Source organism: Brevundimonas sp. 1080 (assembly GCF_040545985.1).
GTDB lineage: Bacteria > Pseudomonadota > Alphaproteobacteria > Caulobacterales > Caulobacteraceae > Brevundimonas.
On the sequence record NZ_JBEPMW010000001.1, the window covers coordinates 1058531 to 1083295 of the forward strand.

Here is a 24765-nt window from a genome sequence, read left to right on the forward strand (position 1 = left end):
ACGGCGGGCCTGCGCTCTGAAAGACCGTAGTCCTAAAAGGGATTTGCAGGATCTTTTTGTGCAGCGGCGATTTCTGCCGGCGTTGGGTCCCGGCAAATGGTCAGTTCATCCGACGACCAGTCGACCAGTCCGAGATCCGCCATCGCTCGCAGCCAACCGTCCATCGGCCAGATCGACCAGGCGGCGTGGAAGCGTTTGGCGTTGGCGATCAGGGCGCGGAAATGCTGCAGGGGCGGATCATAGCCGTCATGATGTTGGTGGAAGACGGGCACACCGCCGGCGAAGAGCAGCGGCAGGCCCTCTCGCGCGATGCGAAAGCCCAGGTCCGTGTCTTCGGCGCCGTAGCCGACATAGGTCTCGTCGAACCCGCCGATCCGATCGAAGGTCGAGCGACGGAGCGCGAAAGCTAGAGACCAGAACAGGCCCGGATTGCCCTCCGGGCTTTCGCCTTCCCGTGGAAAGGGGCGCACGGGATGGGGTCGCCCGGCGGCGCTCAGATCAACTTCCGACAGGGGTCCCGGCCGGACGGCTCCGGCAGGAAGATAGAGCACCTCTGGACAGATGACGGCGTCATGCTCGGCGAGCACCGCCTGCATCCGGTCGCAAACTGCCGACGACACGATGCAATCCACATCCAGAAACAGCAGAATATCGCCCGACGCCAAGGCGGCCGCCAGATTTCGGGCGGCGGCCAGAGGCAGGGCGTCGCCTGCCAGACGTTCGACGCGGACCGGAAAACCCACCGGCGGCAGCCTCGCGGGCGCATCGCTCATGTCGACGACGATCAGTTCGTCGGGCGGCGAGGCGCTGAGCTTCAATCCCTCGACCAATCGGTCCAGATGCGCCTGCCGGTTGCGAACCAGCGTCAGAGCGGACAGCGTCGTCATCGCCGGCTCCACAAATCCAGCCGATAGTTCGGATGCTTTTCGGCGAGATCCACCTGCATGAGCTCCGATAATCCAAGCCAGAGGCGCTCGACGGCGTCGTCGGCGGTCTGGGGATAGTCAGTCTCGCCAGTCCAGTGCACCAGAAGAACGCGTCCGCCCTCGACCAAGCCGTCGGAGATGCGTTGCGCCGCAAAGTCCAGATCGGCGTCGCTCCAGTAATAGGCGACTTCGGACAGGACGACGAGATCCAGCCCGTTTAGAACCGGACAGTCGCGAGGGAAGGCCGCGGCCGCGAACCGGACGTTCGGCCGCCCCGACAGACGCTGGCGCGCCCTTTCCAGGGCGGTCGGGCTGACGTCGATCGCCAACAGACGATCGCAGACTGTGCTCAGCCGCTCGGTCAGGACGCCGCCGGCACAACCGACCTCGAGTGCAAAAGCTGCTCGCCGCGTCGAAAGGGCGGCGATGGTGCGATCGAACTTGGCGGCCTCATAGGGGCTGGAGGCCAGATCCCACGGATCGGCGTCCCCGGCGAAGATGCCTTCGAAATAGGCGGCGGGAAGCGAGCGTTCAGCCATAGGCGTCGCGCCGATACAGGGTGTCCGAGGCGGCCTGCAGCCCCCTCTGCGTCTCGAGCCGAAACCCCGGTCCGAACATCGGCGTCAACTGGCTCTGATGGGCCGACAAGGCAAAGGCCCTCAAGCCGGCCCTTAAAGGTCGCGTCGTAATCCGCAGCTTCGACTCGGACGGAGCCGCCCCCCATACGATATAATCGAAAACGGCGACCGGCCGGCGAGCCATACCGGCTGCGCGGCGGGCAAGCTGTGCCGCCGCCTGGTGATCGCAATGGGGATCGTCGGGACCCGTCACGGCGATCGCATCGACGCGCCGCTCGCGGCACAAAGCCGCGAGACGACGCACGGTCGACTCGAACGCCATGCTGCCAGGAGAAGCGGGCTGGGCATCGGGCCAATCCAGAAACACCGGCGGCGCAGCCGCATTCCCCGCCAGCCGTCGAACGGCGCGCCCGGCCTCCAGGCGTCGGGTCCGGATGAGCCTTGCACGGGACGCAAAATCTGGAAGGTCGTGCGAACCCGCACCGTCGGTCAGGATCACGACGCCCGCCAACCGCCCAGCCTCGGCCGCCTGATGGATCAAGGCGCCGGCGCCCAGCGTCTCGTCGTCGGCATGCGGGGCGATGACCAGCCACCGCGCGGATCGCCAGGGCGAACGCTCCAGCGCCAGGGTCGCCAGCCGGCCGGTTTTCTCGCTCACCATAGGGCGTCGCCCTCGCCCCAGAGATCGCGATCCAGCCAGGTCTTGGCCGCCTGGTCCTTCGCATAGTCGGGTCCGGCCTGCCGAAGATAGAGGCTGAGATCACGGGTGATCTTGTCGATGCGCTCGCCGTCGAAGGCGCTGCGTGTCCCGACCGACCGCGCCGCCAACTCCATTACATCCAGGGCGCTGCGTTCGACGACGCCGCGCGTGGCGCGGGCGAAATCCCCGGCGTCCGGCGCTTCGGACGCCGCGCGGATCGCGGCTTCGCGGACCCAAAGCCAGGCCGTCCGCGTCGCAACGACCGCATCGGCAAAGCGCGCGCGCTGGATGGGATCGGCGCGGGCGGCGTCGGACAGTGCGTCGCGCATCGCCATGACCAGGCCTTCGACGCCGCCCAACTGCACCGCCGTGAACCGCCACGCGCCGGCCGTGAAACGCGGTTCGCGATCATATTCTCCGGGACATCCGAGCCGCTGATCGGCATTTACCATCAACCCGGTCACCTCATAGCGCCCGCTGGTCGTCGCGCGCATGCCGCGGACGCGCCACCCGCTCAGATCAGCCCTCTCCGGGTCGTTCGCCGGCACGACGATCAGCTGGCGTTCGCCCTGTTCCGGCTGGGCGGTGATGATGGCATATTCCAGGCCGCCCGCGCCGGTCGCAAACATCTTGGCGCCCTGCAGCCGGTCGCCGACCAGACGAACGCCGGGCGGCGGCTCCGTCGCCCACACGCCGAACCAGCCGCCCTGCGCAAGGACCTTGCCCAGCCAAGCCTTCTGGGCCGGGTCCGCGTACCAGTCGAACAGCGCCAGGGCGTTGACGTGTCCTTCGAACAATCGGCCGACGCTGAGATCCGACCGCCCCACACTTCGTAGAGCGCCCATCAAGGCCAAGGCCTTTTGGACTGGATCGTCATAGGCCGTTCCACCGCTTTGGACCGGAGCGAACCGTCGACCCCAACCCTCCGAGGCGAGCAGCGTCAGACTCTCGGCGGGATATCGCGGCGCAGCGTCGTAGCGCGCACCGAGCGCCGCCAATCTAACCTCAAGTTCCAGAGCCGATGACGCGGTCGGCGTTGTTTCCAGAGCTGTCATCGGCGTGCCTCAAGCTCTGATGCGAGGTCGACAAGCCAGGGTCCGGCGGCGCCGAGTCCCTGCCCGCTGATCTGCTGCCGATCAGCGGGCGACAGTGCGAGTGCTGACTGAAGGATGCCCAGCCATTGCTGCGCCTGCGGCCACTGCGCCAGGACGATCGAAGCGCCAAGTGTCACCAACCGCTCGGCCTTCGCGACCTGCTCATTATAGGCGCGAGGCTCGGGAAGACAAACAAAGGGCTTATCGGCCGAAATCACCGCATTCAGCAGGCCGTCTCCCGCGCCCCCGACGATGATCTCCGCCTTGTCGATCTCGTCGCCGATGGCGTCGATCCAGCCCGCCAGCTTCAGGTTCGGCGGTATGACCGGCGGAGGCTCGATCGGCCCAACGCCGGTCCACATCTTCTCGGGCGTCGCCTCCGCAGCCGCCGCCAGCTTGGCGCCATCCAGCGGATCGCCACCTCGCCCATGAACGACCAGGACGCCTGATCCACGCTTCGGTCCCAAATAGCGTTGGGGGGCGAAGTAGTGCGTCTTGTCTCGCACCTCGCTGGCCCCCATCCCATCCAGCTGCTCATGGAAGGGCGCAAGCAAGGCTTCTGCGCCGCGGAAGGCGTCCAGATGCGCCGGGTCTGATCGATCCCCTGCGAGGCGGACATAGACCACAGGCGTCGCACACAGCCGGGCCAGCATCGCCATTTCGACCGACACGTCGATCACCATCAAGGCCGGCCTGGCGTCGCTGATCCACTGGGCGAACCGGGCGGTCCGCGCCCGGACGCCCGCATGGTAATAGGGGGCGTAATGCAGCGTCTCAGGCCGGACAGGCGCCTCGTCACGGCCGGAGAAGCGGTCTTCGTCGTGAGGCCTGTCATCCTCCAGATCCACGCAGGCGATGTCTTCGGTTCGCCCCTTCAGTCCCGTTCCAAGCAGCACAAATCGCTCGGGCGCGGCGGCGGCGATTTCCAGTGCGCGCTGGCGGTGGCCGTCGCCCTGGTGATGGACATAGTATCCGATCGGAGCCCTCACGCTGCGGGTCTCTCAAGGCCGTCGGCCCAACCTCGTAAATCCAAGTCGAGCGGCATGGCGGGCAGCTGGGTTTCCAATGCCGGCAGCCGCCTGGCGCTCGCCGCGTCGTGACGCTGACCCCGGCGCCAACTCGCCCGCTGTCGCCAATGCGAAAAGTCCGGCGCCATGATCGGACCGCCTTTCCGCGCCTGATCGAACAAGCGGGTCATATCCTCCGCCATCCCCCCGGCGGCGCGGCCCGTGGTGCGTGCCGACACGCGGGTCCACACCGCCAAGGGATGCACAAGCCGGGCCCCCTGCGCCTGAGCGGCGATCACAAGCGCCCGATCCTCACCCGTCGGCTGTTCCGGCACGCCGCCGGCTGACAGATAAGCCGCCGCCGTGATGGCGAGGCTGGCCCCGGTGTGATCGCCATGCCGAGGGGCCGGATCATGTGGCGAAGGGTCGATCTCGTCCTCAATCATGCGAACTTCACGCCAGTAGGCGTCCCATAGTCGCCGCAGAGCCGCGACATCCGCCGAGATCGGTTCCGCTTCATCCAGCACCAGCCGTCCGCCCACCAGATCGGCTCCATCCGCGATGGCTGCGAGATTGGCGGACAGCCAGTTCGGCGGCGGCCGCGTGTCGGCGTCCGTCGAGATCAGAACGCCATTGGATCGATCTCCGAGATGCTCGAGACCGACGGACATGGCCGCGCGACGCGCCGCGCCGGCATGCGCGCGATGCTCCGGGAAGGTCTTCAGATCGACGACGATGTCCAGTCGATCCTTCCACCGATCGGCCGCTGCCTGCGCCTGATGGAGCGAACCGTCCGTGGAGTTATTGATGCAGAGCGCGACCGAAATCCTGCTTTGAAGTCCCTGCGCGGCCAAGGCGGCCAGAAGCACAGGAAGACGCCGTTCCTCATTCCGCGCGGGCACGCAAACGCAGAAGGCAGATTCGCCCGTCATGCGATCAACCGATCTTCCAGCGCGTCATTGGCCTGCATCTGCCCTGCCGCAGCCGCCTGAATCATCTCGCCGTAGAGCCCTTCGTAGGCGGTGATCATCCGGCGCACATCGCAGGCCGCCTCGGCGCGCGCGCGGCAGGCCGACCGAGACAAGCCGACCGCCCGGGCGATTGCGCGCGCCAGATCCTGCACATCGTCAGGGCGCGCCAGGGCGCCGCAGTCGGGTGTCAGAATCTCGGGTATGGCGCCGCGCGCGAAGGCGGCGACGGGCGTTCCGCACGCCAGCGCTTCGGCCACCACCAGTCCATAGGGTTCGTCCCAGCGCGGCGTGCAGACGAAGGCGGCCGCCTGCCCGATCTCCTTCGACAGCGTTTCGTGGTCGAGATGACCAAGATAGGTGGTTTCGCGCGTCAATCTCGGAGTGATCTCGGCATCGAAATAGGCCTGATCGAGGATCGGGCCCGCGAACCGCAGGCCGACACCCGCCAATGCCGCCGCGTCCAGCGCCAGATGCAGACCCTTCTCCGGCACGATCCGCCCATACCAGATCAAATGCCCAGGGTCGTCGTGACGCGCACGCCACGGAAAGCGCTCCAGGTCGATCCCGTTCAGAATGACCTGATCGATCGGCCGCACCCGACTCCATTGTTCACGCATCGCCTCCGACACGCCGACGAACCGTGCGGACGGCGCGCTCGCTTCGCGGATACCGCTTTCCAGCCAGCAAAACGGCGGCGTGTGGAGGGTGGTGACCATCGGCATGGGCAAGGTCTCGGCCATCGACACCGGCAGATAGTGCAGGCTGTTGTTGTGGATGACGTCGAACGAACTTCGACGAAGCCGGCTCATCAACGACAGATAGGCGTGATGCTCTCGGAAGAAGGCGACGTCGCCCGCCTCCGCCGTCCCGACCTTGGCGATTTCCGTCTGGTCGCAGATCGCCTCTAGGCCTAACTCGGGGTCGGAGAGGGTCGCGGCAAACAGAGTGACGTCATGGCCCTTCAGCCGCAGTTGGCGACAGAGCAGATGCGTATGCATCTCCAACCCGCCGGCGAAGGGCTCTGCGATCGGATATTTGAGATGTGCGATGACGCCGATGCGCATCCATACCGCCGTGATCGACAACCCGACCCCCCTCGGATCGGTCCATGGCATAAAGCCTGAAGGTCAAAGCTATGCCGCGGCTATTCGTTCCTGTGTTCGATAATGGTCTCAAGCCGATCGGAGGCATTCGGGCTTCTTTGAGCCAGCAGAAACCGGCGTATTTTGTTTGGGATGACCCAATGAAAACGCGCGAGCGCCGCTGAAAGCGGTCAGCCCCGGAGCGATAAACTACTCGGCGCGTTCTCTGGACTAGCTAAAAGGACCCAACCATGACCAACCTTTTCGCCTCCACATTCGCAACACGTCGAGACGCCGAGCTTTTGGTCGAACGGCTCGTTCAAACCCATGGCATGGAACGAGACGCCATTCAGGTCGCCCCTGAAGGCGAGGCGAACACGGTTGGAGACAGGCCTTCGGGCGGAGATGTCGAAGGCGACAGCCCCAGCGTCGAACCTCGGTCGGACGTGCCGGTCGCCGGGCGTGTCAAAGTCGTCGTGTCTGCAGAAACCGATGACGAGGAACAGGCGATACGCGCCGCATTCGCCGAATTCGGCGCCAAGGACGGATGACCCTCATGCGAGCCGGTCATCGGCTGCGTCGCGTTGATCCTATGATGAGGGCCGAAGCGTCCCGACGCCTCTGCTCGCAAGGATGACGTCCGTGGAATCGCTCATCGACGCCAAGCTTCATCGCCTCGGCGACCTTTCGAACGACGATCGCGGACGGCTTGAGGGCCTCCTGAGTGGGCGCCGTCGCGCCGCAGCCGGCGAAGCCTTGGTGGAAGAGGGCAGTCGACCCACGTTCAGCACGCTGCTGCTCTCGGGATTTGTCGGCCGAGTCTCGACCCTGGCGGACGGCGGTCGTCAGATCACAGCGATCAGCGTTCCCGGGGACTTCATCGATCTGCATGGCTTTCTTCTGAAAACGATGGATCACAGCCTTGTAGCCTTGTCTGACGTCACCGTCGCGGTTGTCCAGCACGCCGACTTGAGGCGCGTGACGGAACACGCCCCTCGCCTTGCGCGAGCGCTTTGGCTTGAAACGCTGATAGATGCGGCCATCCACCGGCAGTGGCTGGTGGCGCTGGGACGCAGAGACGCAGGGACAAGACTGGGCCAGTTGATCTGTGAACTCTACCTCCGTCTGGAAGCCGTAGCCCTCGCCCAAGACCACACCTTCGAATGCCCTCTGACCCAATCGGACCTAGCGGACATGCTGGGGATGTCGAGCGTCCACGTGAACCGCTCGCTCAAGGTCCTTCGCGACACGGGCCTGGTGCGATGGCGGAATGGTCAGGTGTCGATCGACGACTGGACGGCGCTGACCGAGCGCGTCGCCTTCGACGCCTCCTATCTCGATCTGAAGCTGTCTAGGTCCTCAAGCGGCGCGCCGATCGCGAGACGGCGGACGGCCTAAATCTATCCGAAGCTCATTAGCGCGCGGCCGCTGCGCCTCCATCTCCGCGCCTGCGGCGTCAGACGCTCGTGATCCGGTTGGGACCGGACACATAGCGCCTGACGGGCAGCCCAGCGATACGGCGAAGCCGATCAACATCGAGCAGGGAAATCGTCTGGTCGGACCGTTTGATCAGATTCAGGCGATCCATCTCGCGAAGGGTTCTGTTCACATGCACCGGCGTGATCCCGATCAGGTCGCCGAGATCGCGCTGGGTCAAAGGCATATGGAACATGCCGCCCGGCGCATCGCCGCGTTCGGACAATCGATCGAACAGATTGGTCAGCGTGGCGGCGATGCGAACGTGAGCGGGCGCCTGACCAACCACGGCCAGACTTTCCATCAACGCGACACGCTCTTTCTGCGCGCTCAGAAAGAGTGAAAGCGCAATCCGCGGATAGGCCTCAAATGTCGCTATCAGCCTGGACCTCGATATCGCGTGCACAGCGATGGGCGTCATGGCGGTCAGGCAGTCGACCGTTGTCGTCAGGCACAGGCTCGGCGCTCCCAGGAGATCGCCCGGAAGATGGACCTTCACAATCTGCTGCTTGCCCGATGCAAGCGCGATGGACGACGCGACCCAGCCCTGGGTCAGCAGATAGAGATGCGAAGGTTCAGCCGCCTCATGACGCAACACATGGTGGCGAGGCCAATGCTGGACCGGCTCGAGAAGCCCGGCCAGCGCTGCACGCTCGCGAGATGACAGAGTGACGAATTCCCCCAACCGCCCCGGCGCATCGGATTGCGAATCGTTTGGGGGCGGCAGGTCCTCATCCATGCCCCGCGTTCCCCCAAACCCGGCATGCCTGCACTAACCCATGTAAAGGGCTGTCCGACGCGCCTTCGGGGGTACTCTCGACAGGCTAGAAGCCTGTCCAAAATCGGACCTATGAAACTCAGCTGACGCACCAGGATTGGTTGTCTTTTGATCCGGCGAGAAGGCGACATGACCCGACATACGCCACACAGGGACAAGATTGATCATACGCGCGGCTTGGCGCAGGGCGGTCTAGGTGGTCCCGAGGACGAAATACTCGACGCGGGCCAGGAGGAAGTCTTCTCCCGCACCGAAGTCGAACGGGGCGAGAGCGAACACCACCGGGGCGAAGAGACGCCGGAGCTCAGGCCGTGACACGCGGCCTGAAGACGCGCATTCCGGAAACAGCGGCGCACCTTTGCATCGACATGCAGCGCATGTTCGTGGAAGGGACCGAGTGGCATACGCCGTGGGCAGCCAAAACGCTTCCGGCCATCGAGACGCTATGCGCTGCAAGGCCTGAAAAGCTGTGGCTCACCCGATTCATCCCCGCCGCAACGCCCGATGAGGCGGAAGGCGCCTGGCGCGACTATTGGCGGCGTTGGTCGACCATGACGAAGAACGCTCTTGATCCGGCGATGTTGGATCTGGCGCTTCCGCTTCAGCGGTTCGCGCCGCCCGCCCAGATCATCGACAAGACGGTCTATTCCGCCTGGTCAGGCACACGCCTCCACAAGGCGTTCAAAGATCAGGGTGTTGATACGCTCGTCGTAACGGGGGCGGAAACTGACGTTTGCGTTCTCTCGACCGTGCTCGGAGCCATCGATCTGGGCTATCGCATCGTGGTGGTCAGCGACGGGGTCTGCAGTTCAGCTGATCAGCCTCACGATCACCTTTTGGCGCTCTACAGCGACCGCTTCAGTCTCCAGGTCGAAACTGCCGAATGCCGAGAGGTGCTGGAGGCCTGGGTGGCATGACCGTCCATCCTCCCGTTCTGCGCTATCAGATCCGCTACCGTGATGGCGGAGAGCCTGAGACCCTGATCTCAAACGACATGGCTGACGCCATGGCCCAGGCGTCTCAGCGCGCAAAAGCGGTGGGTCAGGCTGTCGCCCTGTGGTGCGATGGTCGGTGGATCGCCGACGTCGATTCAGCCCCGTCGCTCCTCTCGCCCGACTTGATCGCAAAGCTCGTCCATGCCGGCATCTATGTATTCGGCGCACCGGTCCGAGACCGGTGACGAGCTGATCTAGGCCGCCTCGGCCGCGATGGCTTCGGCGAACGCTGGAGACTGCGGACGATAGTGACAGCAGGCCACGCTCGCGAGAACGGCCTCATCCTTCAAAAGGATTCGTCCCCGCACGGTGCGTAGGGCGCCGGCGGCGCGAAGGCTCTGGCAAGCCTGATTGATGCTGGATCGGCGCAGGCTCAGCAACGCTCCGATATTCGATTGTGACAGAGCGATCTCAAAGCCACCGGTAGCGCGATGAATATCCAGAAGAAAGCTGGCGACGCGAGAGATCGACCCATGCGACATGGCGCACCTCAAACGCGTCTCCATCGCCCTCAATCGCTTGACGCCGCCTGAAAGCAGAAATTGAACGCCTTCCTCACCCGCTTCCCGGCAGAAAGCCGCAACGGGCGCCCGGTACACCAAGCCGTTCGACAGCCAAAGCCCTGGGCTTCCCCCTGCGATGTCGATCAGATCGCCCGCCGCAGCGACGCCACAATGGGTTCCTCGTTTCCCGTCATCAAGAAGAAGACAACCGTCGAGAACGACAGCGATCTCGCCATCCGGACGATAGGGTCCGCCCGACACGACGGGAATGATCTCTCCCAGGCGTAGCGCGCGACTGCGACTTTCGAAGGAGAGCGGATCAAACGCCCGCCACAACGAAAGAATTTCCTCGCGCGGCTCTAGACATGGCGAGGTCTCGCCGGACGGTGTCGCAGGATCGAGCATAGGCGCATCCTGCGACTTTCCGGGCGTCGCGCACTTACATGGGTTAACTGACGCCTTCGTCTTCGATCAGTTCGGTCGTGGTCCCTGCCCCAGGTCCCGCCCCTAGATCAGCCCCGGTCACAGGATTGCCGTCGAGGTCAGAGGCTGTTCGGGCCGCGAAGGCCTGGACAGCGGCGGCGTCCCGTTCGCCCAGTGAGACGCTGGCGGAGCCGTCGCCGCCGTCCACGGCGCCCTGCTGTTCACGGTCGTTGATGAACTCCCATTGCTCCCCCTCATTCCAAGGTCCGCGGACATCGCCCTCCCCTTGGGACATGTCGTAGTATTTGTCAGCGAAGGCAGGCAGGCCGACCAGCTTGCCTGCCGGGAAGTTCGGCTCCATGGCGTAGAGGGCCTTCTCGAAGGACTTCTGATGCGCCACTTCGCGCGTCATCAGGAAGTTCAACGCGTCCTTCACGCCGGGATCGTCCGTGCAGTTGATCAGACGTTCATAGACGATCTTGGCACGGGACTCGGCGGCGATGTTGGAGCGTAGGTCGCAGGCGGGATCGCCGATCGAGTCGATGTAGGCGGCGGTCCACGGGACACCGGCGGAATTGATCAGGGCAGGCGCGCCGCCATAGAGAATGGAGGTCGTATGGCTCTCACCACCGCTGTTCAGCGAGGCGTAGAGATCGGCCTCCTCCATCGTGGCTTCCGCCAACTGGCCCTTGCCCCCCCTGTTCAGCATGGACACGATCGAGCCGATAACCTCGAGGTGGCTCAACTCTTCCGTGGCGATGTCGAGCAGCATGTCTTTGCGGCCCGGATCTTCATCCGCCAAAGCCTGGGTGAAGTAGCGCATGGCGGCGGCGAGCTCGCCCTGCGGCCCTCCGAATTGCTCAAGCATCAGGGTGGCGAGACCCGGGTTCGGTTCGGATACCCTGACCGTATACATCAGGCGCTTGTTGTGCATGAACATGGTTGGCTCCTTGAAGTTGAAGCCAAGCTAACCGGGCCATTCCGAGTGCTGTTCCGAAGGTCGGTTTTCCGACCTTGAAACGTTTTACTTTCGAGCGCGGCCATCGGTTGTGCCCGCTATTGGACAGTCGGAACGGACAACTCCGAGCGGCTCTTGAACCTTCTTTCATGGGAGGTTTGATGTCCCTCATCGACAAGGCGCTCGCCGCCGTCACCCCGCAGCCTGACCACGAGACTCGTAAGGCGGCGACGGAAAAGGCCCGCGCCGCCTCCCAGGCGGGAGATTGGCTTTCGCTGGTGCTCGATCATCACGACTCGATCCGCGCGGCCTTCGCCAGCGGCCGAACCGCCAAGACCGCCGTAGAAAGAAACGCCGCGCGCCATGCGCTCGCCGTCGTGCTGAACGGCCATGCGCTGGCCGAGGAGTTGGTCCTCTATCCCGCCCTCGGCCAAGCCAGCGAAAAGATGCACGCGGCCCACGCCTATCTCGAGCAGACAACCACAAAGGCCCAGATGGCGGAGCTTGAAAACATCGCGCCCTCAAAGCCCGCCTGGCTGGACAAGTGGGCCCACATCGAAGGCGCCGTTCTTACTCATATGTTCGAGGAAGAAAGCGATTGGTTCCTGACGCTGATGGCCAAGGGCGGCCACCAGGTCCGTCTGGCCTCGCGTTACACCGAAGAGTTCGAACGCTACGCGGGCGCGCCTCAGTCTCAAGCCGCCTGATCCCTACCGTCCAACATCAAGGAGGCATCCACGATGTCCGCCCCCCTTTCGACAGACGCCGACGTCCAGTCACCAGCCTTCCATGACGACGACTATGTGGAAAGCGCCTACGACTCCACAAGCGTCCGCGCTGTTACGATCAACCGGCCTCGACAACAACTTTATGATTTTTGGCGCGATTTCGAAAACCTGCCTCGCTTCATGGAGAACGTGAAGTCTGTCGATCTTCTCGATGACGTTCGATCCAGTTGGAGCGTCGCCGGCCCGGCCGGTGCGGAGATCGAGCTTGTCAGCGAGATCACCGAAGATCGTCCCGGCGAGTACATCGCCTGGCGCTCCACAGAAGACAGCGACGTCGATCACCAAGGCTGGATCGAATTTCGCGACAACACCTTCGGCCGCGGAACCGAGGTGCGTGTCCTGATCAGCTACGACCCGCCGGCGGGCGCGGTCGGCAAACTGGTCGCCAAGGTGATGCAGCGCGAGCCCCGGGTCCAGGCCCGGCGAGAGCTACGACGTTTCAAACAGCTGATGGAGACGGGCGAAATCTCAACATCCAAGGCTCCCGACGCGGCGCCACGCGCCGACCGTCATTTCTGATCCAGGAAGGAATTCCCATGCGCGCCCTGACTTGGCACGGCAAACACAATGTTCAGGTGGACACGGTCCCCGATCCCCAGATCGTCAATCCCCGCGATGCGATCATCAAGATTACGGCGACCGCCATCTGCGGATCAGACCTGCACCTCTACGATAGCGTGATCCCCGGCATGTCCAATGGCGACATCCTCGGCCACGAGTTCATGGGCGAGGTCGTCGAGATCGGCCGTGGCAACACGAGCCTTCAGGTCGGCCAAAAGGTCGTCGTCCCCTTCGTGATCGCCTGCGGCTCCTGCTTCCATTGCGGCAAGCAGCAGTTCTCGGCCTGCGATAACTCCAATCCCGCCGACAAGTCCGACGCATCCGAGATCGCCTACGGTTACCCGGCTGCCGGGCTGTTCGGCTATTCGCATCTGACCGGCGGCTATGCGGGCGGCCAGGCGGAATATGTCCGCGTCCCCTATTCCGACGTCGGCCCGATCGTGGTGCCGGACGGGATTGAGGATGAGCGGGTCCTGTTCCTGTCGGACATCTTCCCCACGGGTTGGATGGCGGCCGAAAACGCGGAGATCGAGCCCGGCGACACGGTGGCGATCTGGGGCTGCGGGCCCGTCGGTCTGTTCGCCATCAAGAGCGCCAGATTGATGGGCGCCGGCCGCATCATCGCCATCGATCATCATCCACGCCGACTGGAGCTCGCCAAGGCGAATGGCGCGGAAGTCCTCAACTATCATGAGGTCAAGGTTCGCGAAGCCCTGATGGAGATGACCGCCGGCATCGGGCCGGATGCCTGCATCGACGCCGTCGGCATGGAGGCGCATGGCTTTTCGCCCGACAACATCATCGATGCGGTGAAGCAAGAAACGAAGCTGGGAACGGATCGCCAACATGTCCTGCGCGAGACGATCATGGCGTGTCGCAAGGGAGGCCGCGTTTCAATCCCCGGCGTGTATGGCGGGATTGGCGACAAGCTGCCGATCGGCGCCCTCATGCAGAAGGGTCTGACGATCAAGACCGGCCAGACCCATGTGCAGAAATACCTGCCGCAGCTCCTTGAGCTGGTCATGGACGGCAAGATCGACACGACGGATCTGATCAGCCACCGTCTCCCGCTGGAGCAGGCGCCAGAGGCCTACAAGAACTTCCATGACAATCCGAACGAATGGACGAAGGTCGTACTGAAGCCGCACGGCTGATCAACGGCCCTCTTTAAAGCCTTACTGCCGTGGACGATCGACAGCCAGACGAGCGCATCACGGCCGGAGTTGGGGATTGTTTTCAGACGACCTGAGAGGAACAGGACAGGTGCGGCCTACTTTGGGTAGGCCATGACGCATGACCCGCTGCACTCCGACCGCCCAAGATCCGGTTTCGGCCTGCCTGTCACATTCGACGCTGACAGGAGCGCCGCCTATGGGCAATGCTGAGCGTGTCGTAACGCTTCTCGGCGACTCGCTGACCGCAGGCTACGGCCTGAAGTCGGCTGAAAGCTTGCCGCGCCAACTGGCGGCGCGACTGGCGAGCGAAACGCCTTTGGTTCGCGTCATCGGCGCGGGCGTGTTCGGCGACACGACGGGGGACGGCTTGCAAAGGCTCGATCGGGACGTGCCGGCGCAAACGGATTTTTGCGTCGTCGCCTTGGGCGCCAACGACATGATGCAGTTGGTCCCGACCGATCATGTCAGGGATAATCTGCTGTCGATCATCGACAAACTCCATCGGCGCAGCATCCCCATTCTGCTGTGCGGTATGCGGGCGCCGCCCTGGTTCGGCGCCTACGCCTGGGCGTTCGATGCGGTCTACCCCGAGGTCGCTCGCGCAGCGAGCGTGCCCCTGATGCCCTTCCTGATGGAGGGTGTGGCGTTGCAGCCGGCCTATGTCTTGCCGGACCGGATCCATCCCAACGCCGCCGGCGTGGGCAAGATGGCCGACACCCTTGCACCCCATGTGCGATCCGCCCTGGCGGCCCTGCGGACGCCGTGACGGGATGCGGCTGGCCACCTTCAACATCAACGGCGTCAATCGTCGCCTGCCCAATCTCCTCGCCTGGCTTGAACAGGCCCAGCCGGACGTGGTCTGCCTTCAGGAGCTGAAGGCGACCGACAGCCAATTTCCGAATGCCGAGATCAAGGCGGCCGGCTACGATGCGGCCTGGGTTGGCGAACAGCGCTGGAACGGCGTCGCTATCCTAAGCCGCATCGGCGAGCCGGTCGTGACCCGACGCCGGCTGCCCGGCAACGCCACTGATCCTCAGGCCCGTTATGTAGAGGCGGCGGTCAATGGCGTGTTGATCGGCTGCCTCTATTTGCCCAACGGCAATCCCAGGCCCGGGCCCAAGTTCGACTACAAGCTCGCCTGGGCCGACCGGCTGATCGCCCATGCGGGGACCCTCTACGCCACTGCAGCGCCGGTCGTGCTCGCCGGCGACTACAATGTCGTTCCGACCGACGCCGACATCTACAACACCAGTTCGTGGAAGGCCGACGCCCTGCTTCAGCCCGAGAGCCGCGCCGCCTTCAAGCGCCTGCTGGACCAGGGCTGGACCGACGCCCTGCGCGAGCGTTTCCCGCACGATCCGCCGCCTTGGACCTTCTGGTCCTATTTCCGCGAGGCTTGGTCCCGCGACGCGGGCCTGCGCATCGACCATCTCCTGCTCAACGGCCTTGCGGCCGAACGCCTGACCGACGCCGGCGTCGATCGCGCGGTCCGCGGCGTCGAGGGCGCCAGCGACCATGCGCCGGCCTGGATCGACCTCGCTGACTAAGCCGATCCGGACACATGACGTCCGGCGGCAGCCCCCGCAGTCTTCAGGCGGCCAGGGTCCGGAAGGTGACGGAATAGCGTAAGGCCATCATCGGCGTGATCGAATGCTCCCAGTCCCTGCGCGCCTCTCCCGACAACCGGTAGACCGAGCCGCACGCCAGCGGCGCATTGCGCCGCAGAAAACCCGCCCCCTCGCGTCGGCGCAGCCGCATCACGCAGGGCGCCAGCAGGGACAGGCCCAGGATCTCGCCATAGACAGGACGGTCGCGATGCCAGCCGATGCCGGCACCCGGGGCATATTCATTGACCAGGACCTGGACGAAGGCCGCGCCGTCCAGATCGAGACGACCCGCCAAGCGCGCCATTAGGGTCGAGAGAAACGTTGGCCACTCCGGCCCATCCCCCCTGCGGTCAAAAGCGGCGATCCGGCGGTGGCCCAAGTAGCCCAGATGTTCATAGGGTTTGAACGCCAGAGTCTGGAGCGCGGCGACAAGCGCGGCCTGTTCGGGCGCCGACAGAACGTCGGCCCAATAGTCGAACCCCGCCACCACGGGCGTGCGCGCGGGTGCATCGCCGAACAAATCGAACTGCGACAGTCCGGTCACGACAGGGCCAGTTGGTTCGCCGCGGCCCCGGTTGTCTCCAGATTGGACAGGCTGACCCCTACAAGGCGCACGCCACGGCTTGGCGGGTAGAGGGATCGGACCAGCAGCCGACTGACCTCGTGCAGGGCTTGGCGGGAAGCCACGGGCTCGGACAAGGACCGACTACGCGTCGATTGCTGGAAGTCCGCCCATTTGACCTTGACGGTGACCGTCCGTCCCCGGCTTCCTGTCTTCTCGCACCAGGCCCAGACATCGTCGGCCATGGCGGCCACACCGGCTTCGATCGCGTCCGGATTAGTCAGGTCGGAAGCGAAGGTGGTTTCCGACCCGCTCGATTTGCGCGTCCGGTCCGGATTGACCGCCCGGTCGTCCTGCCCGCGCGCGATGGCGTAATACCAGGGCCCGGACTTGCCGAAATGGTGTTGGAGAAAGGCCAGGGACTGACGGCGCAGATCAGCGCCGGTACGGATTTCCAGTCGCTCCATCTTGGCGGCCGTCACCGGGCCGACGCCATGGAAGCGCCTGACCGGCAAATCCTCGACGAAGGCCTCGCCGCGCCCTGGCGCCACAACGAACTGGCCGTTCGGCTTGTTCTGGTCCGACGCCAGCTTGGCCAGGAATTTGTTGTAGGAAACGCCTGCCGAAGCCGTCAGGCCGGTCTCGTCTAGAATCCGCCGCCGGATCTCTTCCGCCGTCGCCGAGGCGGTCCCGAGGCCTCGCCGATCGGCCGTCACATCGAGATAGGCCTCGTCCAGCGACAAGGGTTCGATCAGATCGGTGTAGTCCGAAAAGATCGCATGGATCTGGGCCGACACCGCGCGATAGACCTCGAAGCGCGGCGGGACGAAGACGAGGTCCGGACATTCCCGCTGGGCGGTCGTCGAGGGCATGGCTGACCGCACCCCGAACCGCCGCGCCTCATAGCTGGCGGCGGCGACCACGCCGCGCGCCGCCGCATGACCGACTGCCACGGGGCGACCGCGCAGGGCGGGATCATCCCTCTGTTCCACGGAGGCGAAGAAGGCGTCCATGTCCACATGGACGATCTTGCGGGTGGCGACGCCGGACATGCAGCCTGCATATCAAGACAAGAACAAAAAGAAAACATTTGTCCAAGGCCACGCTTGCCATTCGGCTTGCCGGAGTGCTGTCGGGGAGGTCGAACAGCCGCTTAATCCCTATGTCTTACGTCGAGCTTCAAGCCACCTCGCACTTCTCCTTCCTGCGCGGCGCCAGCAGTTGCGAACTGCTGTTCGAACAGGCGCGGCTGTGCGGACTGGAGGCTCTGGCCATCGTAGATCGCAACTCACTAGCGGGGATCGTGCGCGCCCATGAGGCGGCCAAGGCCTCCGGCGTACGGCTGATCGTTGGCTGCCGGCTTGATCTGATCGATGGGACGGGCGTGCTTGTCTATCCGACCGATCGACCGGCCTATTCCCGACTGACGCGCCTGCTCTCTCTGGGCAAGCGTCGCGCCGGCAAGGCCAAATGCCACCTCGACTGGTCAGACCTGAAAGACTGGTCGGAGGGCCTGATCGCCATCCTGGTTCCTGACGAGGCGGACGAGGCCTGCGCCGTCAATCTGCGGCGGCTGAAGGCGACCTTTTCTGCGGGCGCCTATCTCGCCCTGACGCTGCGGCGACGCCCCGGCGATGCCTTGCGGCTGCACGACCTGTCGAACCTCGCCGCCCAGGCGGGCGTGCCGACCGTCGTGACCAACGACGTCCTCTTTCATCATCCGGACCAACGCCTGCTGCAGGACGTGGTCACCTGCGTTCGACACGGCTGCACCATCGACGAACTGGGTTTCCGACGCGAACGCCATGCGGATCGCTATCTGAAGCCGCCCCACGAGATGCACCGCCTGTTCAAGGCCTATCCCGAGGCCTTGGCCCGCTCGGTCGAGATCGCCGACCGCTGCCGGTTTTCGCTGGATGAGTTGGCGTATCAATATCCGGACGAGGTCTCGACGCCGGGCATGACGCCGCAGCAGATGCTGGAACAGCTGACCTGGGCCGGAGCCGCCGAGCGCTATCCGGAAGGGCTGCCGGACAGCGTGCGTAAGACGCTTCGGCACGAACTCGATCTGATCGGCCAGCTCGACTACGCCCCCTATTTCCTGACGGTCCATTCGATCGTGCGCTTCGCTCGCAGCCAGGACATCCTGTGCCAGGGTCGTGGTTCGGCCGCCAACTCTGCCGTCTGCTACGTGCTGGGCATCACCTCGATCGATCCAGGCCGCAATGACCTTCTGTTCGAGCGCTTCGTCAGCCAGGAGCGCCGCGAGCCGCCGGACATCGATGTCGATTTCGAGCATGAGCGGCGCGAAGTCGTCATGCAGTGGATCTTCGAGACCTACGGCCGCAACCATGCGGCGCTCTGCTCCGTCGTCACCCGCTATCGCTCGCGCGGCGCCCTGCGCGACGTCGGCAAGGCGCTGGGGCTCAGCGAGGACCTGATCAAGACCCTGTCGTCCCAGGTCTGGAGCTATTCCAGCGAGGGCGTCGAGGACAAGCATGTCGCGGACCTCAACCTCAATCTGGAAGACCGGCGGCTTCGCCTGGCGCTAGAGCTGTCGCGTCAGCTGATCGGGGCCCCGCGCCACCTCAGCCAGCACCCGGGCGGCTTCGTCCTGACGCACGATCGCCTGGACGACCTGGTCCCGATCGAGCCAGCCGCGATGAAGGACCGCCAGGTCATCGAATGGGACAAGGACGACATCGACGTCCTGAAGTTCATGAAGGTCGATGTGCTAGCGCTCGGCATGCTCAGCTGCATGAAGCGCGGCTTCGACCTCCTGGCCGAGCACAAGGGGATCGCGCTCGACCTCGCCACCATTCCGGCCGAGGACCCCAAGACCTATGCGATGATCCGCAAGGCCGACACGCTCGGGGTCTTCCAGATCGAGAGCCGAGCCCAGATGGCCATGCTCCCGCGCATCAAGCCCCGCACCTTCTACGATCTGGTCATCGAGGTCGCCATTGTCCGCCCCGGCCCGATCCAGGGCGACATGGTCCATCCCTATCTGCGCCGCAGGGAGGGTAAGGAGGACGTGGTCTATCCCAAGCCCGAGCTCGAGAAGGTGTTAGGCAAGACCCTGGGCGTGCCCTTGTTCCAGGAACAGGCCATGCGCGTCGCGATCGAATGCGCCGGTTTCACCGCTTCGGAAGCCGACCAGCTCCGCCGGGCCATGGCGACCTTCAAGTTCACCGGCGGGGTCAGCCATTTCAAGGACAAGCTGATCAGCGGCATGGTCGAGCGCGGTTATGACGCCGCTTTCGCCGAGAAGACTTTCAGCCAGCTTGAGGGCTTCGGCTCCTACGGCTTTCCGGAAAGCCATGCGGCCTCCTTCGCCCTGATCGCCTACGCCTCCTCCTGGCTCAAATGCCATCACCCGGATGTCTTTTGCGCCGCTCTGCTGAACGCCCAGCCCATGGGCTTCTATGCCCCGGCGCAGATCGTCCGGGACGCCCAGCAGCACGACGTCGAGATCCGGCCCGTCTGCGTCAACGCCAGCCGCTGGGACTGCACCCTGGAGCCTGTGGGCGAGGATGGCCGGTTCGCAGTCCGCCTTGGCCTTCGCATGGTGCGCGGCTTGGTGAACGGCGACGCCGCCCGCCTCCTGGCGGCAAGGACGGACGGCGCCTTCCGCTCCGTCGACGACCTGTGGCGACGCGCCGGCGCCCAGGTCGCCAGCCTTGTCCGCCTAGCGGAGGCGGACGCCTTCAGACCGGATATGGATCTGGACCGCCGCGACGCGCTGTGGGCCATCAAGGGGCTACGGGACGCCCCCCTCCCCCTGTTCGCCGCCGCCGACGCCCACGACCACAAACCGGAAATCCTGGAGCACGATCCAGGCCTCAAGCCGATGACGCCCGGACGGGAAGTGGTCGAGGACTACAGCCACATCGGCCTGACCCTGCGCGATCATCCGCTGAGCTTCCTGCGCGGCGATCTGCAAGCCCGCCACGTCATGACCTGCGCCGACGGGACGGCCATGCGCGACGGTCGGCTGACCCGCGTGGCGGGCCTCGTGCTGGTCCGTCAGAAGCCTGGCAGCGCCAAGGGGGTCATGTTCATCACCATCGAAGACGAAACCGGCGTGGCCAATCTGGTCATCTGGCCGAGCCTCTACGAACAGCAACGCCGCGTCGTGCTGTCGGCCTCCATGCTGGTCGTCGACGGCAAGGTTCAGCGGGAGGGCGACGTCGTCCACATCGTCGCGACCAAACTTCACGACGCATCGGCCCTGCTCGCTTCAGTCGGGGATCGGGGCGAAGCCTTCCCCCTGCCCCACGGACGCGGCGACGAATTCCATCGCGGCGGGTCGCCCGATGCGCGAGACGCGCCCCCTCGCGCGATCAAGGTTCGGGACATCTACATTCCCGATCTTCATCTCGACCCGATCAGACCGAGGACGCGGGATTTTCGATAGTCGCCAGGAGCGACCGCAGGACTGGTCAGAATCCCCATCGTGAAATCCCCATTTCATGATCAGGACCCATGCCCCCATGATGAGGGTGAAGCTGAGCTGGCGTACAGATGTGTGTCTTTAAATGGGTTACGCGCAACCCATATAACCTGCTGTTTTATCTAGGCAAATCAGCCCTACAGATTCTTGGGTCACCTGTAACCTATTTTGCGCCCGAGTTTTCTTGTTGTTTTACAATCCCCTAATACTACCGCAGGTGTGCGTAATGTGTGCATCATCCTCCACAGGATGATATTCCTAATGGCCCCCACTGGGGTTAGACGTTTTTTGTTGTCTGGTTCCGTCGTTTAGAGCACGGGCTATCGCCCTCTAGGCTATGTGAAGGATGGCGCTCGAGATGGAGTATTTGGCTGCCCAACACGCTGGGAGGACGACGGTGACCGACGCTGAGCTTCCAGCCTTTCAGATGAACTTTGTGCAGATGGCTTTCGTGTTCTCGTTCACCATCGTGGGGGTCCTCGCCATCAAGACGGTGATCTCCAAAATGGTGCGAGCGCTGTGTGATCGAAAGCCCCGCGCCGGCGATCATGACGAGCCAAGCAACTCTTATTGACCTAGTTCTCTCGCGTTGATCCGGCTGCGCTCATCCGGCACGCCCAGGGCTACCGCGACGAGGGCTGTACATCTTCCGTGCCGGAGGAACGCGGTGTCGAGATAGCGACCCACATGCGGAACCAGCTGCTACTCCGACCTTTTTTTACGCCGGCTAGTCCCGCCATTCATGCCTTCGATGAGTCCCCCGAAAATCGGTTGGACCAACCAAGCTATGAACACAGCGGTTATCCCACCGGCCATGAATATAAGAACGTCCATCATCAGGCGTCTCCCAACAAAGTCTGTGGCTCTCGCATACGGCAGTATGTCGTGTGACCGAAGCTGTGGGGCGGCACGGCGACCAGAGCACACGTCCGAATGCCTGCTTTTCAGTGCCGAACGCCCTTCGTCTCGACGGGGTTCAGCTGCAGCTCCGCCGCACTGATCGCGAGAGCCTGAAGCTTGGTACACGCAAGAAGGCCGCATTCCCGAGCAAAGGTCAGCGGCCCATGATTGGCGGGGTCGATCAGACCAACCACTGCGTCGTGCAATCCCTCTAGCGTCGAGACGTCATCCACGAAAGCGGCCAGGTCCGCGCCGGCCCCGTATACCGTGTAGTGAGCGAGGCCTCCTCGCTGGGCTCGATAGGCATCCCAACGAGCCTTCAGCTTCGCCACGCGCTCGCCGGAACCGACAAGTTCGTTCGCTCGTGCCAACCCCTGCGCGACGATCTCCTCGGCAGCCTCGAGCTTGGGCGCCATTCTCATCACATAGTTAGCCGTCCAATACCGGGTCAGTAGATTGCTGCAGTCGGCGCCGTCCTGATGCAGCAGAGGCGCCAAGCCAATCTCCAAATCCCCTTCAGCAAACAGGGCGAGGTCATCGATCAGGATATGCGGACCCAGCGCCTGCAGGGACGCTAGCACCCTGTCCACCAGCCATCCTGAAAGGTCAGCCAGATCCTCGGCGGTCGTCTTTACCAATCCTCCATTGTCGGGATTGTCCCGCAGCTGTCGAACCCACACCATCAGCATTAACGAAAGGATCGTGAGTGCGTCGTCGTTCAAGCCTTCCCGGGCGGCGTTCTGCAGAACCCTAAGCGATGCAAGCATGATCAACGGGTCGAGCTCTGCTGGGTCCAGATGCGACCCTGTCCCGATCATGAGCTGCAGTTCGGAGCTCATCTCGGAAATATCGATAAAATCAGCCATCACGTCTCTCGCACAAATCACACTGATAGTGTGTAGTGAAGATCGGGCGGCAGCCGCAAGTGCGGTTGTGTGGAAGTTAACGCTGACCTGCTGAGTTTTGGCCGCGCCGTCAGGTCGCGACGCATTGCGCTCGGCCTCAGCCAAGAGGAACTGGCGGACAGAGCCGGACTCCATCGAAATTACATCGGCGGCATTGAGCGCGGCGAACGCAACGTCGGCATCAAGGCGGTCTACGCTCTCGCAGCTGGCCTTGGCTGTGGGCCGTCTGAACTGTTCAGCCAAGCCGCGCCTTTACGTTAACCTTCGCTTAACTTACCTGCCTTCAAGCTGATCGAGCCGTAAGACCGATTCCAGCCGAACTTCTTTTTTAAAGAAACAAGGTGGAATGATTAAAGCTAAATATAACACGACCAATATGGAGAGGTTTACCCCAACCACTCCAACATTAAGTCATCATCAATCTTGCGAGGAGGCCACAGCCTCACCCCCTTCGCAAAATTGCGCGCCGGCTGACGCCAGGAGCATACTCAACACCGCGCGCGCGATTAGTGCGTGCGATACGATATGGCCAAGCAGTCGAGTTGCTGTCGCCGAGACCCTTCTCGACGAGCTGGCTCGCATCCTTGCGCGTATGACTGTCGATATGCACCGTGGCGATCTTCCATCGCCTGGAGCCTGATCTGATGCGTGCAGCCATATACGCCCGCTACTCAACCGACCTTCAAAACGTCGCTTCGATCGCGGATCAGTTTGCGATCTGCCGGTCCTTCGCAGCGAAGGAGGCGATCAAGACCGTCGCGACGTTTGAGGACGCAGCCATTTCAGGAGGGTCCGCAGCAAACCGGCCCGGATTGCACAGCCTGATGCACGGCGCAAAGAACGGCGAGTTCGACGTCGTGCTTTGTGAAGCGTTAGATCGCCTTTCTCGGTCCCAAGCCGATGTCGCGGCCCTCTTCGAGGATCTGCGGTTTCACGGCGTCAAAATCCGCACGATCTCCGAAGGCGACATATCTGAGCTTCAGATTGGGCTGATGGGCACCATGAACGCCCTCCAACTGCGCGAGACAGGCCGAAAGACAAGGCGCGGCCTTCAAGGCGTCGTCCGCTCCGGTCGTCATACTGGCGGCCGTGTCTACGGCTACAAAATTAGGCGAGAAGTCGACGCCATCGGCGATCCGATCCGGGGCCTTCGCGATATCGATCCTGGTGAAGCAGAAGTCGTCAGAGAGATCTTTCGGCGCTACGCCGCCGGCCAATCGCCTCGGGCGATCGTAAGCGACTTGAATCGGCGCAGCATACCCGGCCCGCGAGGCGGAAGCTGGAACGCGTCGACGATCAACGGCAATGCCGAGCGCGGCAATGGGGTCATCCATAATGCATTATATCGCGGCGTCCTGGTTTTCGGTCGCCAGACTTGGGTCAAGGATAGACGCACAGGAAAGCGCCAAGCGCGAACGGCGGATCCTGGAGAAATTATCCGGACCGAGGTACCCCACCTCCGGATCATCTCCGACGAGTTATGGGCGAAAGTTCAGGGTCGCTATGCGGAAAACACGTTATCGCCACGGAGGCACTCCCCGCGCATAGCCGTTCGGCCCAGGTACTTACTAAGCGGAAAACTGACCTGCGGGGTTTGTGGCGGCCCGATGATCCGAAGCGGCGCCGACCAACGCTTTATGTGCTCATGGCGACGAGAACGAGGAAAATCGGCATGCACGAACGGCCGCGGGATCAAGAGCGCAGAGATCGAGGCGCGCGTTCTCGCCGCGATCAAGAACCGACTTCTAGCGCCAGAACGCGTGGCGCTCGCCGTCGAAGAGGCGAGGCTCGCAGCAGAGAATGACGCGCGTAGGATCACCCAAGCTCGATCAAAACTCGACAGTGAGCTTGCAGAGGTGAAGCGCCGCGCCGAACGCTTGGTCGACCAGATCGCCGATGGCGTCCTTACGGGCGCTGCAGTCAAGGATCGTCTGGACGCGCTGGAAGCGCGGCGAAGCCAGATTGAATCAGAACTGGCCCAAGCACCGGCGGCGTCGGTCGTCGCCCTGCATCCTCGCGTGGCCAAGCATTACCGGACCGTCGTGGACTCGCTGGAGCGCGCCTTGGCTCGCAGCGACAGCGAGGCAGCGACTGAAGCACGGGACTTGGTGCGCAAGTTGATTGGAACCGTCGTGGTCACGCCGTTGGAAGAGCGCGGAAAGTTTGGCTTGACCGTACAAGGCAAAATCGCCGCCCTGGTGAACCAAGACGGCGAAAATACTACGAAGTTGGGTGCGGGAGTAGGATTTGAACCTACGACCTTCAGGTTATGAGCCTGACGAGCTACCGGGCTGCTCCATCCCGCGGCAAACGGTAGTGTATC

27 protein-coding genes and 1 tRNA gene are annotated in these 24765 nt (G+C 63.7%); 14 read left to right on the top strand and 14 right to left on the bottom strand.

Annotated features, from left to right (window positions below; genetic code table 11):
* Nucleotides 1–32: 32 nt before the first annotated feature.
* From ABIC32_RS05370 to ABIC32_RS05400, 7 genes are read right to left on the bottom strand one after another with little or no spacing between them, the layout of a single operon-like run.
* Entirely contained in the window at nt 33–887 is an 855-nt protein-coding gene (locus tag ABIC32_RS05370) for a glycosyltransferase family 2 protein (RefSeq protein ID WP_354072870.1), read from the bottom strand.
* Nucleotides 884–1465 carry a class I SAM-dependent DNA methyltransferase gene (locus ABIC32_RS05375; protein WP_295241428.1) on the bottom strand — a complete coding sequence of 194 codons (582 nt, stop codon included), beginning with the start codon at nt 1463–1465 and terminating at the stop codon, nt 884–886. The genes ABIC32_RS05370 and ABIC32_RS05375 overlap by 4 nt, the downstream gene beginning before the upstream one ends.
* On the bottom strand, nt 1458–2165 hold the full coding sequence (locus ABIC32_RS05380; RefSeq protein WP_295241426.1) for a PIG-L deacetylase family protein: 708 nt from the start codon (nt 2163–2165) through the stop codon (nt 1458–1460). The genes ABIC32_RS05375 and ABIC32_RS05380 overlap by 8 nt, the downstream gene beginning before the upstream one ends.
* Nucleotides 2159–3259, bottom strand: coding sequence for an acyl-CoA dehydrogenase family protein (locus tag ABIC32_RS05385; protein WP_354072873.1), 1101 nt, complete (start codon nt 3257–3259; stop codon nt 2159–2161). Before ABIC32_RS05385 ends, ABIC32_RS05380 begins: the two co-directional genes overlap by 7 nt.
* Nucleotides 3256–4287, bottom strand: coding sequence for a glycosyltransferase (locus tag ABIC32_RS05390; RefSeq protein ID WP_354072875.1), 1032 nt, complete (start codon nt 4285–4287; stop codon nt 3256–3258). Before ABIC32_RS05390 ends, ABIC32_RS05385 begins: the two co-directional genes overlap by 4 nt.
* Nucleotides 4284–5237, bottom strand: a complete 954-nt coding sequence (locus tag ABIC32_RS05395) for a glycosyltransferase (RefSeq protein WP_354072877.1) — start codon at nt 5235–5237, stop codon at nt 4284–4286. The genes ABIC32_RS05390 and ABIC32_RS05395 overlap by 4 nt, the downstream gene beginning before the upstream one ends.
* A complete protein-coding gene (locus tag ABIC32_RS05400) occupies nt 5234–6361 on the bottom strand; it encodes a glycosyltransferase (protein WP_354072879.1) in 1128 nt (375 codons plus the stop codon). Before ABIC32_RS05400 ends, ABIC32_RS05395 begins: the two co-directional genes overlap by 4 nt.
* 248 nt (nt 6362–6609) lie before the next feature.
* Between ABIC32_RS05400 and ABIC32_RS05405 the strand changes: the two genes are divergently transcribed.
* A complete protein-coding gene (locus ABIC32_RS05405; RefSeq protein WP_354072881.1) occupies nt 6610–6909 on the top strand; it encodes a hypothetical protein in 300 nt (99 codons plus the stop codon).
* An 82-nt stretch (nt 6910–6991) separates the two neighbouring features.
* Nucleotides 6992–7756, top strand: coding sequence for a Crp/Fnr family transcriptional regulator (locus tag ABIC32_RS05410; RefSeq protein WP_354072883.1), 765 nt, complete (start codon nt 6992–6994; stop codon nt 7754–7756).
* Between the two features lie 58 nt (nt 7757–7814).
* On the opposite strand, the gene ABIC32_RS05415 is transcribed toward ABIC32_RS05410, so the two are convergent.
* On the bottom strand, nt 7815–8573 hold the full coding sequence (locus ABIC32_RS05415; protein ID WP_137722461.1) for a Crp/Fnr family transcriptional regulator: 759 nt from the start codon (nt 8571–8573) through the stop codon (nt 7815–7817).
* Between the two features lie 168 nt (nt 8574–8741).
* On the opposite strand from ABIC32_RS05415, the gene ABIC32_RS05420 reads away from it, so the two are divergent.
* The 3 genes from ABIC32_RS05420 to ABIC32_RS05430 are packed head-to-tail and all read left to right on the top strand — an operon-like array spanning nt 8742 to nt 9792.
* The gene (locus ABIC32_RS05420) at nt 8742–8927 is read left to right on the top strand and encodes a hypothetical protein (protein ID WP_039248678.1); all 186 of its coding nucleotides are present in this window, start codon (nt 8742–8744) and stop codon (nt 8925–8927) included.
* Complete coding sequence (locus ABIC32_RS05425; protein ID WP_354072886.1) at nt 8924–9529, top strand: cysteine hydrolase family protein; 606 nt, start codon at nt 8924–8926, stop codon at nt 9527–9529. Before ABIC32_RS05420 ends, ABIC32_RS05425 begins: the two co-directional genes overlap by 4 nt.
* Nucleotides 9526–9792, top strand: coding sequence for a hypothetical protein (locus ABIC32_RS05430; protein ID WP_039248674.1), 267 nt, complete (start codon nt 9526–9528; stop codon nt 9790–9792). Before ABIC32_RS05425 ends, ABIC32_RS05430 begins: the two co-directional genes overlap by 4 nt.
* A 9-nt stretch (nt 9793–9801) precedes the next feature.
* Here ABIC32_RS05430 and ABIC32_RS05435 read toward each other — a convergent pair whose 3' ends face one another.
* Both ABIC32_RS05435 and ABIC32_RS05440 read right to left on the bottom strand, forming a co-directional pair.
* Nucleotides 9802–10515, bottom strand: coding sequence for a Crp/Fnr family transcriptional regulator (locus tag ABIC32_RS05435; RefSeq protein ID WP_084140461.1), 714 nt, complete (start codon nt 10513–10515; stop codon nt 9802–9804).
* 43 nt (nt 10516–10558) lie between these two features.
* Complete coding sequence (locus ABIC32_RS05440; protein WP_354072889.1) at nt 10559–11473, bottom strand: manganese catalase family protein; 915 nt, start codon at nt 11471–11473, stop codon at nt 10559–10561.
* A 179-nt stretch (nt 11474–11652) separates the two neighbouring features.
* Here ABIC32_RS05440 and ABIC32_RS05445 point away from each other — a divergent pair, with 179 nt between their 5' ends.
* The 5 genes from ABIC32_RS05445 to ABIC32_RS05465 all read left to right on the top strand — a co-directional run bounded on the left by ABIC32_RS05445 (nt 11653) and on the right by ABIC32_RS05465 (nt 15562).
* The gene (locus ABIC32_RS05445; RefSeq protein WP_354072891.1) at nt 11653–12198 is read left to right on the top strand and encodes a hemerythrin domain-containing protein; all 546 of its coding nucleotides are present in this window, start codon (nt 11653–11655) and stop codon (nt 12196–12198) included.
* A gap of 33 nt (nt 12199–12231) precedes the next feature.
* Nucleotides 12232–12798, top strand: coding sequence for an SRPBCC family protein (locus ABIC32_RS05450; protein ID WP_354072893.1), 567 nt, complete (start codon nt 12232–12234; stop codon nt 12796–12798).
* 17 nt (nt 12799–12815) lie between these two features.
* Nucleotides 12816–13994, top strand: coding sequence for a zinc-dependent alcohol dehydrogenase (locus ABIC32_RS05455; protein WP_137722467.1), 1179 nt, complete (start codon nt 12816–12818; stop codon nt 13992–13994).
* Between the two features lie 217 nt (nt 13995–14211).
* On the top strand, nt 14212–14781 hold the full coding sequence (locus ABIC32_RS05460; RefSeq protein ID WP_354072895.1) for an arylesterase: 570 nt from the start codon (nt 14212–14214) through the stop codon (nt 14779–14781).
* Between the two features lie 4 nt (nt 14782–14785).
* The gene (locus tag ABIC32_RS05465) at nt 14786–15562 is read left to right on the top strand and encodes an exodeoxyribonuclease III (RefSeq protein ID WP_292078516.1); all 777 of its coding nucleotides are present in this window, start codon (nt 14786–14788) and stop codon (nt 15560–15562) included.
* 43 nt (nt 15563–15605) lie between these two features.
* Here ABIC32_RS05465 and ABIC32_RS05470 read toward each other — a convergent pair whose 3' ends face one another.
* Nucleotides 15606–16166, bottom strand: a complete 561-nt coding sequence (locus ABIC32_RS05470; protein WP_354072897.1) for an alpha-ketoglutarate-dependent dioxygenase AlkB — start codon at nt 16164–16166, stop codon at nt 15606–15608.
* A complete protein-coding gene (dinB, locus tag ABIC32_RS05475; RefSeq protein ID WP_354072899.1) occupies nt 16163–17236 on the bottom strand; it encodes a DNA polymerase IV in 1074 nt (357 codons plus the stop codon). Before dinB ends, ABIC32_RS05470 begins: the two co-directional genes overlap by 4 nt.
* A 110-nt stretch (nt 17237–17346) precedes the next feature.
* On the opposite strand from dinB, the gene ABIC32_RS05480 reads away from it, so the two are divergent.
* Both ABIC32_RS05480 and ABIC32_RS05485 read left to right on the top strand, forming a co-directional pair.
* A complete protein-coding gene (locus tag ABIC32_RS05480; protein ID WP_354072901.1) occupies nt 17347–20601 on the top strand; it encodes an error-prone DNA polymerase in 3255 nt (1084 codons plus the stop codon).
* A gap of 433 nt (nt 20602–21034) precedes the next feature.
* Complete coding sequence (locus tag ABIC32_RS05485; RefSeq protein WP_354072903.1) at nt 21035–21211, top strand: hypothetical protein; 177 nt, start codon at nt 21035–21037, stop codon at nt 21209–21211.
* A gap of 370 nt (nt 21212–21581) precedes the next feature.
* Here ABIC32_RS05485 and ABIC32_RS05490 read toward each other — a convergent pair whose 3' ends face one another.
* Nucleotides 21582–22403 (bottom strand): hypothetical protein, encoded by an 822-nt coding sequence (locus tag ABIC32_RS05490; RefSeq protein ID WP_354072905.1) that lies wholly within the window; start codon nt 22401–22403, stop codon nt 21582–21584.
* Between the two features lie 69 nt (nt 22404–22472).
* On the opposite strand from ABIC32_RS05490, the gene ABIC32_RS05495 reads away from it, so the two are divergent.
* Together ABIC32_RS05495 and ABIC32_RS05500 are read left to right on the top strand one after the other, a co-directional pair.
* A complete protein-coding gene (locus tag ABIC32_RS05495) occupies nt 22473–22703 on the top strand; it encodes a helix-turn-helix domain-containing protein (RefSeq protein WP_354072907.1) in 231 nt (76 codons plus the stop codon).
* A gap of 383 nt (nt 22704–23086) precedes the next feature.
* On the top strand, nt 23087–24715 hold the full coding sequence (locus ABIC32_RS05500) for a recombinase family protein (RefSeq protein WP_354072951.1): 1629 nt from the start codon (nt 23087–23089) through the stop codon (nt 24713–24715).
* Here ABIC32_RS05500 and ABIC32_RS05505 read toward each other — a convergent pair.
* A tRNA-Met gene (locus ABIC32_RS05505) sits at nt 24672–24748 on the bottom strand. The two genes, ABIC32_RS05500 and ABIC32_RS05505, sit on opposite strands and share 44 nt — an antisense overlap.
* Nucleotides 24749–24765 lie beyond the last annotated feature (17 nt).

What these genes read in the sequence shown, in the direction of transcription:
- ABIC32_RS05370 (WP_354072870.1), bottom strand. Translation starts at nt 887, where the DNA reads ATGACGACGCTGTCCGCTCTGACGCTGGTTCGCAACCGGCAGGCGCAT.
- ABIC32_RS05375 (WP_295241428.1), bottom strand. Translation starts at nt 1,465, where the DNA reads ATGGCTGAACGCTCGCTTCCCGCCGCCTATTTCGAAGGCATCTTCGCC.
- ABIC32_RS05380 (WP_295241426.1), bottom strand. Translation starts at nt 2,165, where the DNA reads ATGGTGAGCGAGAAAACCGGCCGGCTGGCGACCCTGGCGCTGGAGCGT.
- ABIC32_RS05385 (WP_354072873.1), bottom strand. Translation starts at nt 3,259, where the DNA reads ATGACAGCTCTGGAAACAACGCCGACCGCGTCATCGGCTCTGGAACTT.
- ABIC32_RS05395 (WP_354072877.1), bottom strand. Translation starts at nt 5,237, where the DNA reads ATGACGGGCGAATCTGCCTTCTGCGTTTGCGTGCCCGCGCGGAATGAG.
- ABIC32_RS05405 (WP_354072881.1), top strand. Translation starts at nt 6,610, where the DNA reads ATGACCAACCTTTTCGCCTCCACATTCGCAACACGTCGAGACGCCGAG.
- ABIC32_RS05410 (WP_354072883.1), top strand. Translation starts at nt 6,992, where the DNA reads ATGACGTCCGTGGAATCGCTCATCGACGCCAAGCTTCATCGCCTCGGC.
- ABIC32_RS05415 (WP_137722461.1), bottom strand. Translation starts at nt 8,573, where the DNA reads ATGGATGAGGACCTGCCGCCCCCAAACGATTCGCAATCCGATGCGCCG.
- ABIC32_RS05420 (WP_039248678.1), top strand. Translation starts at nt 8,742, where the DNA reads ATGACCCGACATACGCCACACAGGGACAAGATTGATCATACGCGCGGC.
- ABIC32_RS05430 (WP_039248674.1), top strand. Translation starts at nt 9,526, where the DNA reads ATGACCGTCCATCCTCCCGTTCTGCGCTATCAGATCCGCTACCGTGAT.
- ABIC32_RS05435 (WP_084140461.1), bottom strand. Translation starts at nt 10,515, where the DNA reads ATGCTCGATCCTGCGACACCGTCCGGCGAGACCTCGCCATGTCTAGAG.
- ABIC32_RS05440 (WP_354072889.1), bottom strand. Translation starts at nt 11,473, where the DNA reads ATGTTCATGCACAACAAGCGCCTGATGTATACGGTCAGGGTATCCGAA.
- ABIC32_RS05445 (WP_354072891.1), top strand. Translation starts at nt 11,653, where the DNA reads ATGTCCCTCATCGACAAGGCGCTCGCCGCCGTCACCCCGCAGCCTGAC.
- ABIC32_RS05450 (WP_354072893.1), top strand. Translation starts at nt 12,232, where the DNA reads ATGTCCGCCCCCCTTTCGACAGACGCCGACGTCCAGTCACCAGCCTTC.
- ABIC32_RS05455 (WP_137722467.1), top strand. Translation starts at nt 12,816, where the DNA reads ATGCGCGCCCTGACTTGGCACGGCAAACACAATGTTCAGGTGGACACG.
- ABIC32_RS05460 (WP_354072895.1), top strand. Translation starts at nt 14,212, where the DNA reads ATGGGCAATGCTGAGCGTGTCGTAACGCTTCTCGGCGACTCGCTGACC.
- ABIC32_RS05465 (WP_292078516.1), top strand. Translation starts at nt 14,786, where the DNA reads ATGCGGCTGGCCACCTTCAACATCAACGGCGTCAATCGTCGCCTGCCC.
- dinB (WP_354072899.1), bottom strand. Translation starts at nt 17,236, where the DNA reads ATGTCCGGCGTCGCCACCCGCAAGATCGTCCATGTGGACATGGACGCC.
- ABIC32_RS05480 (WP_354072901.1), top strand. Translation starts at nt 17,347, where the DNA reads ATGTCTTACGTCGAGCTTCAAGCCACCTCGCACTTCTCCTTCCTGCGC.
- ABIC32_RS05490 (WP_354072905.1), bottom strand. Translation starts at nt 22,403, where the DNA reads ATGGCTGATTTTATCGATATTTCCGAGATGAGCTCCGAACTGCAGCTC.
- ABIC32_RS05500 (WP_354072951.1), top strand. Translation starts at nt 23,087, where the DNA reads ATGCGTGCAGCCATATACGCCCGCTACTCAACCGACCTTCAAAACGTC.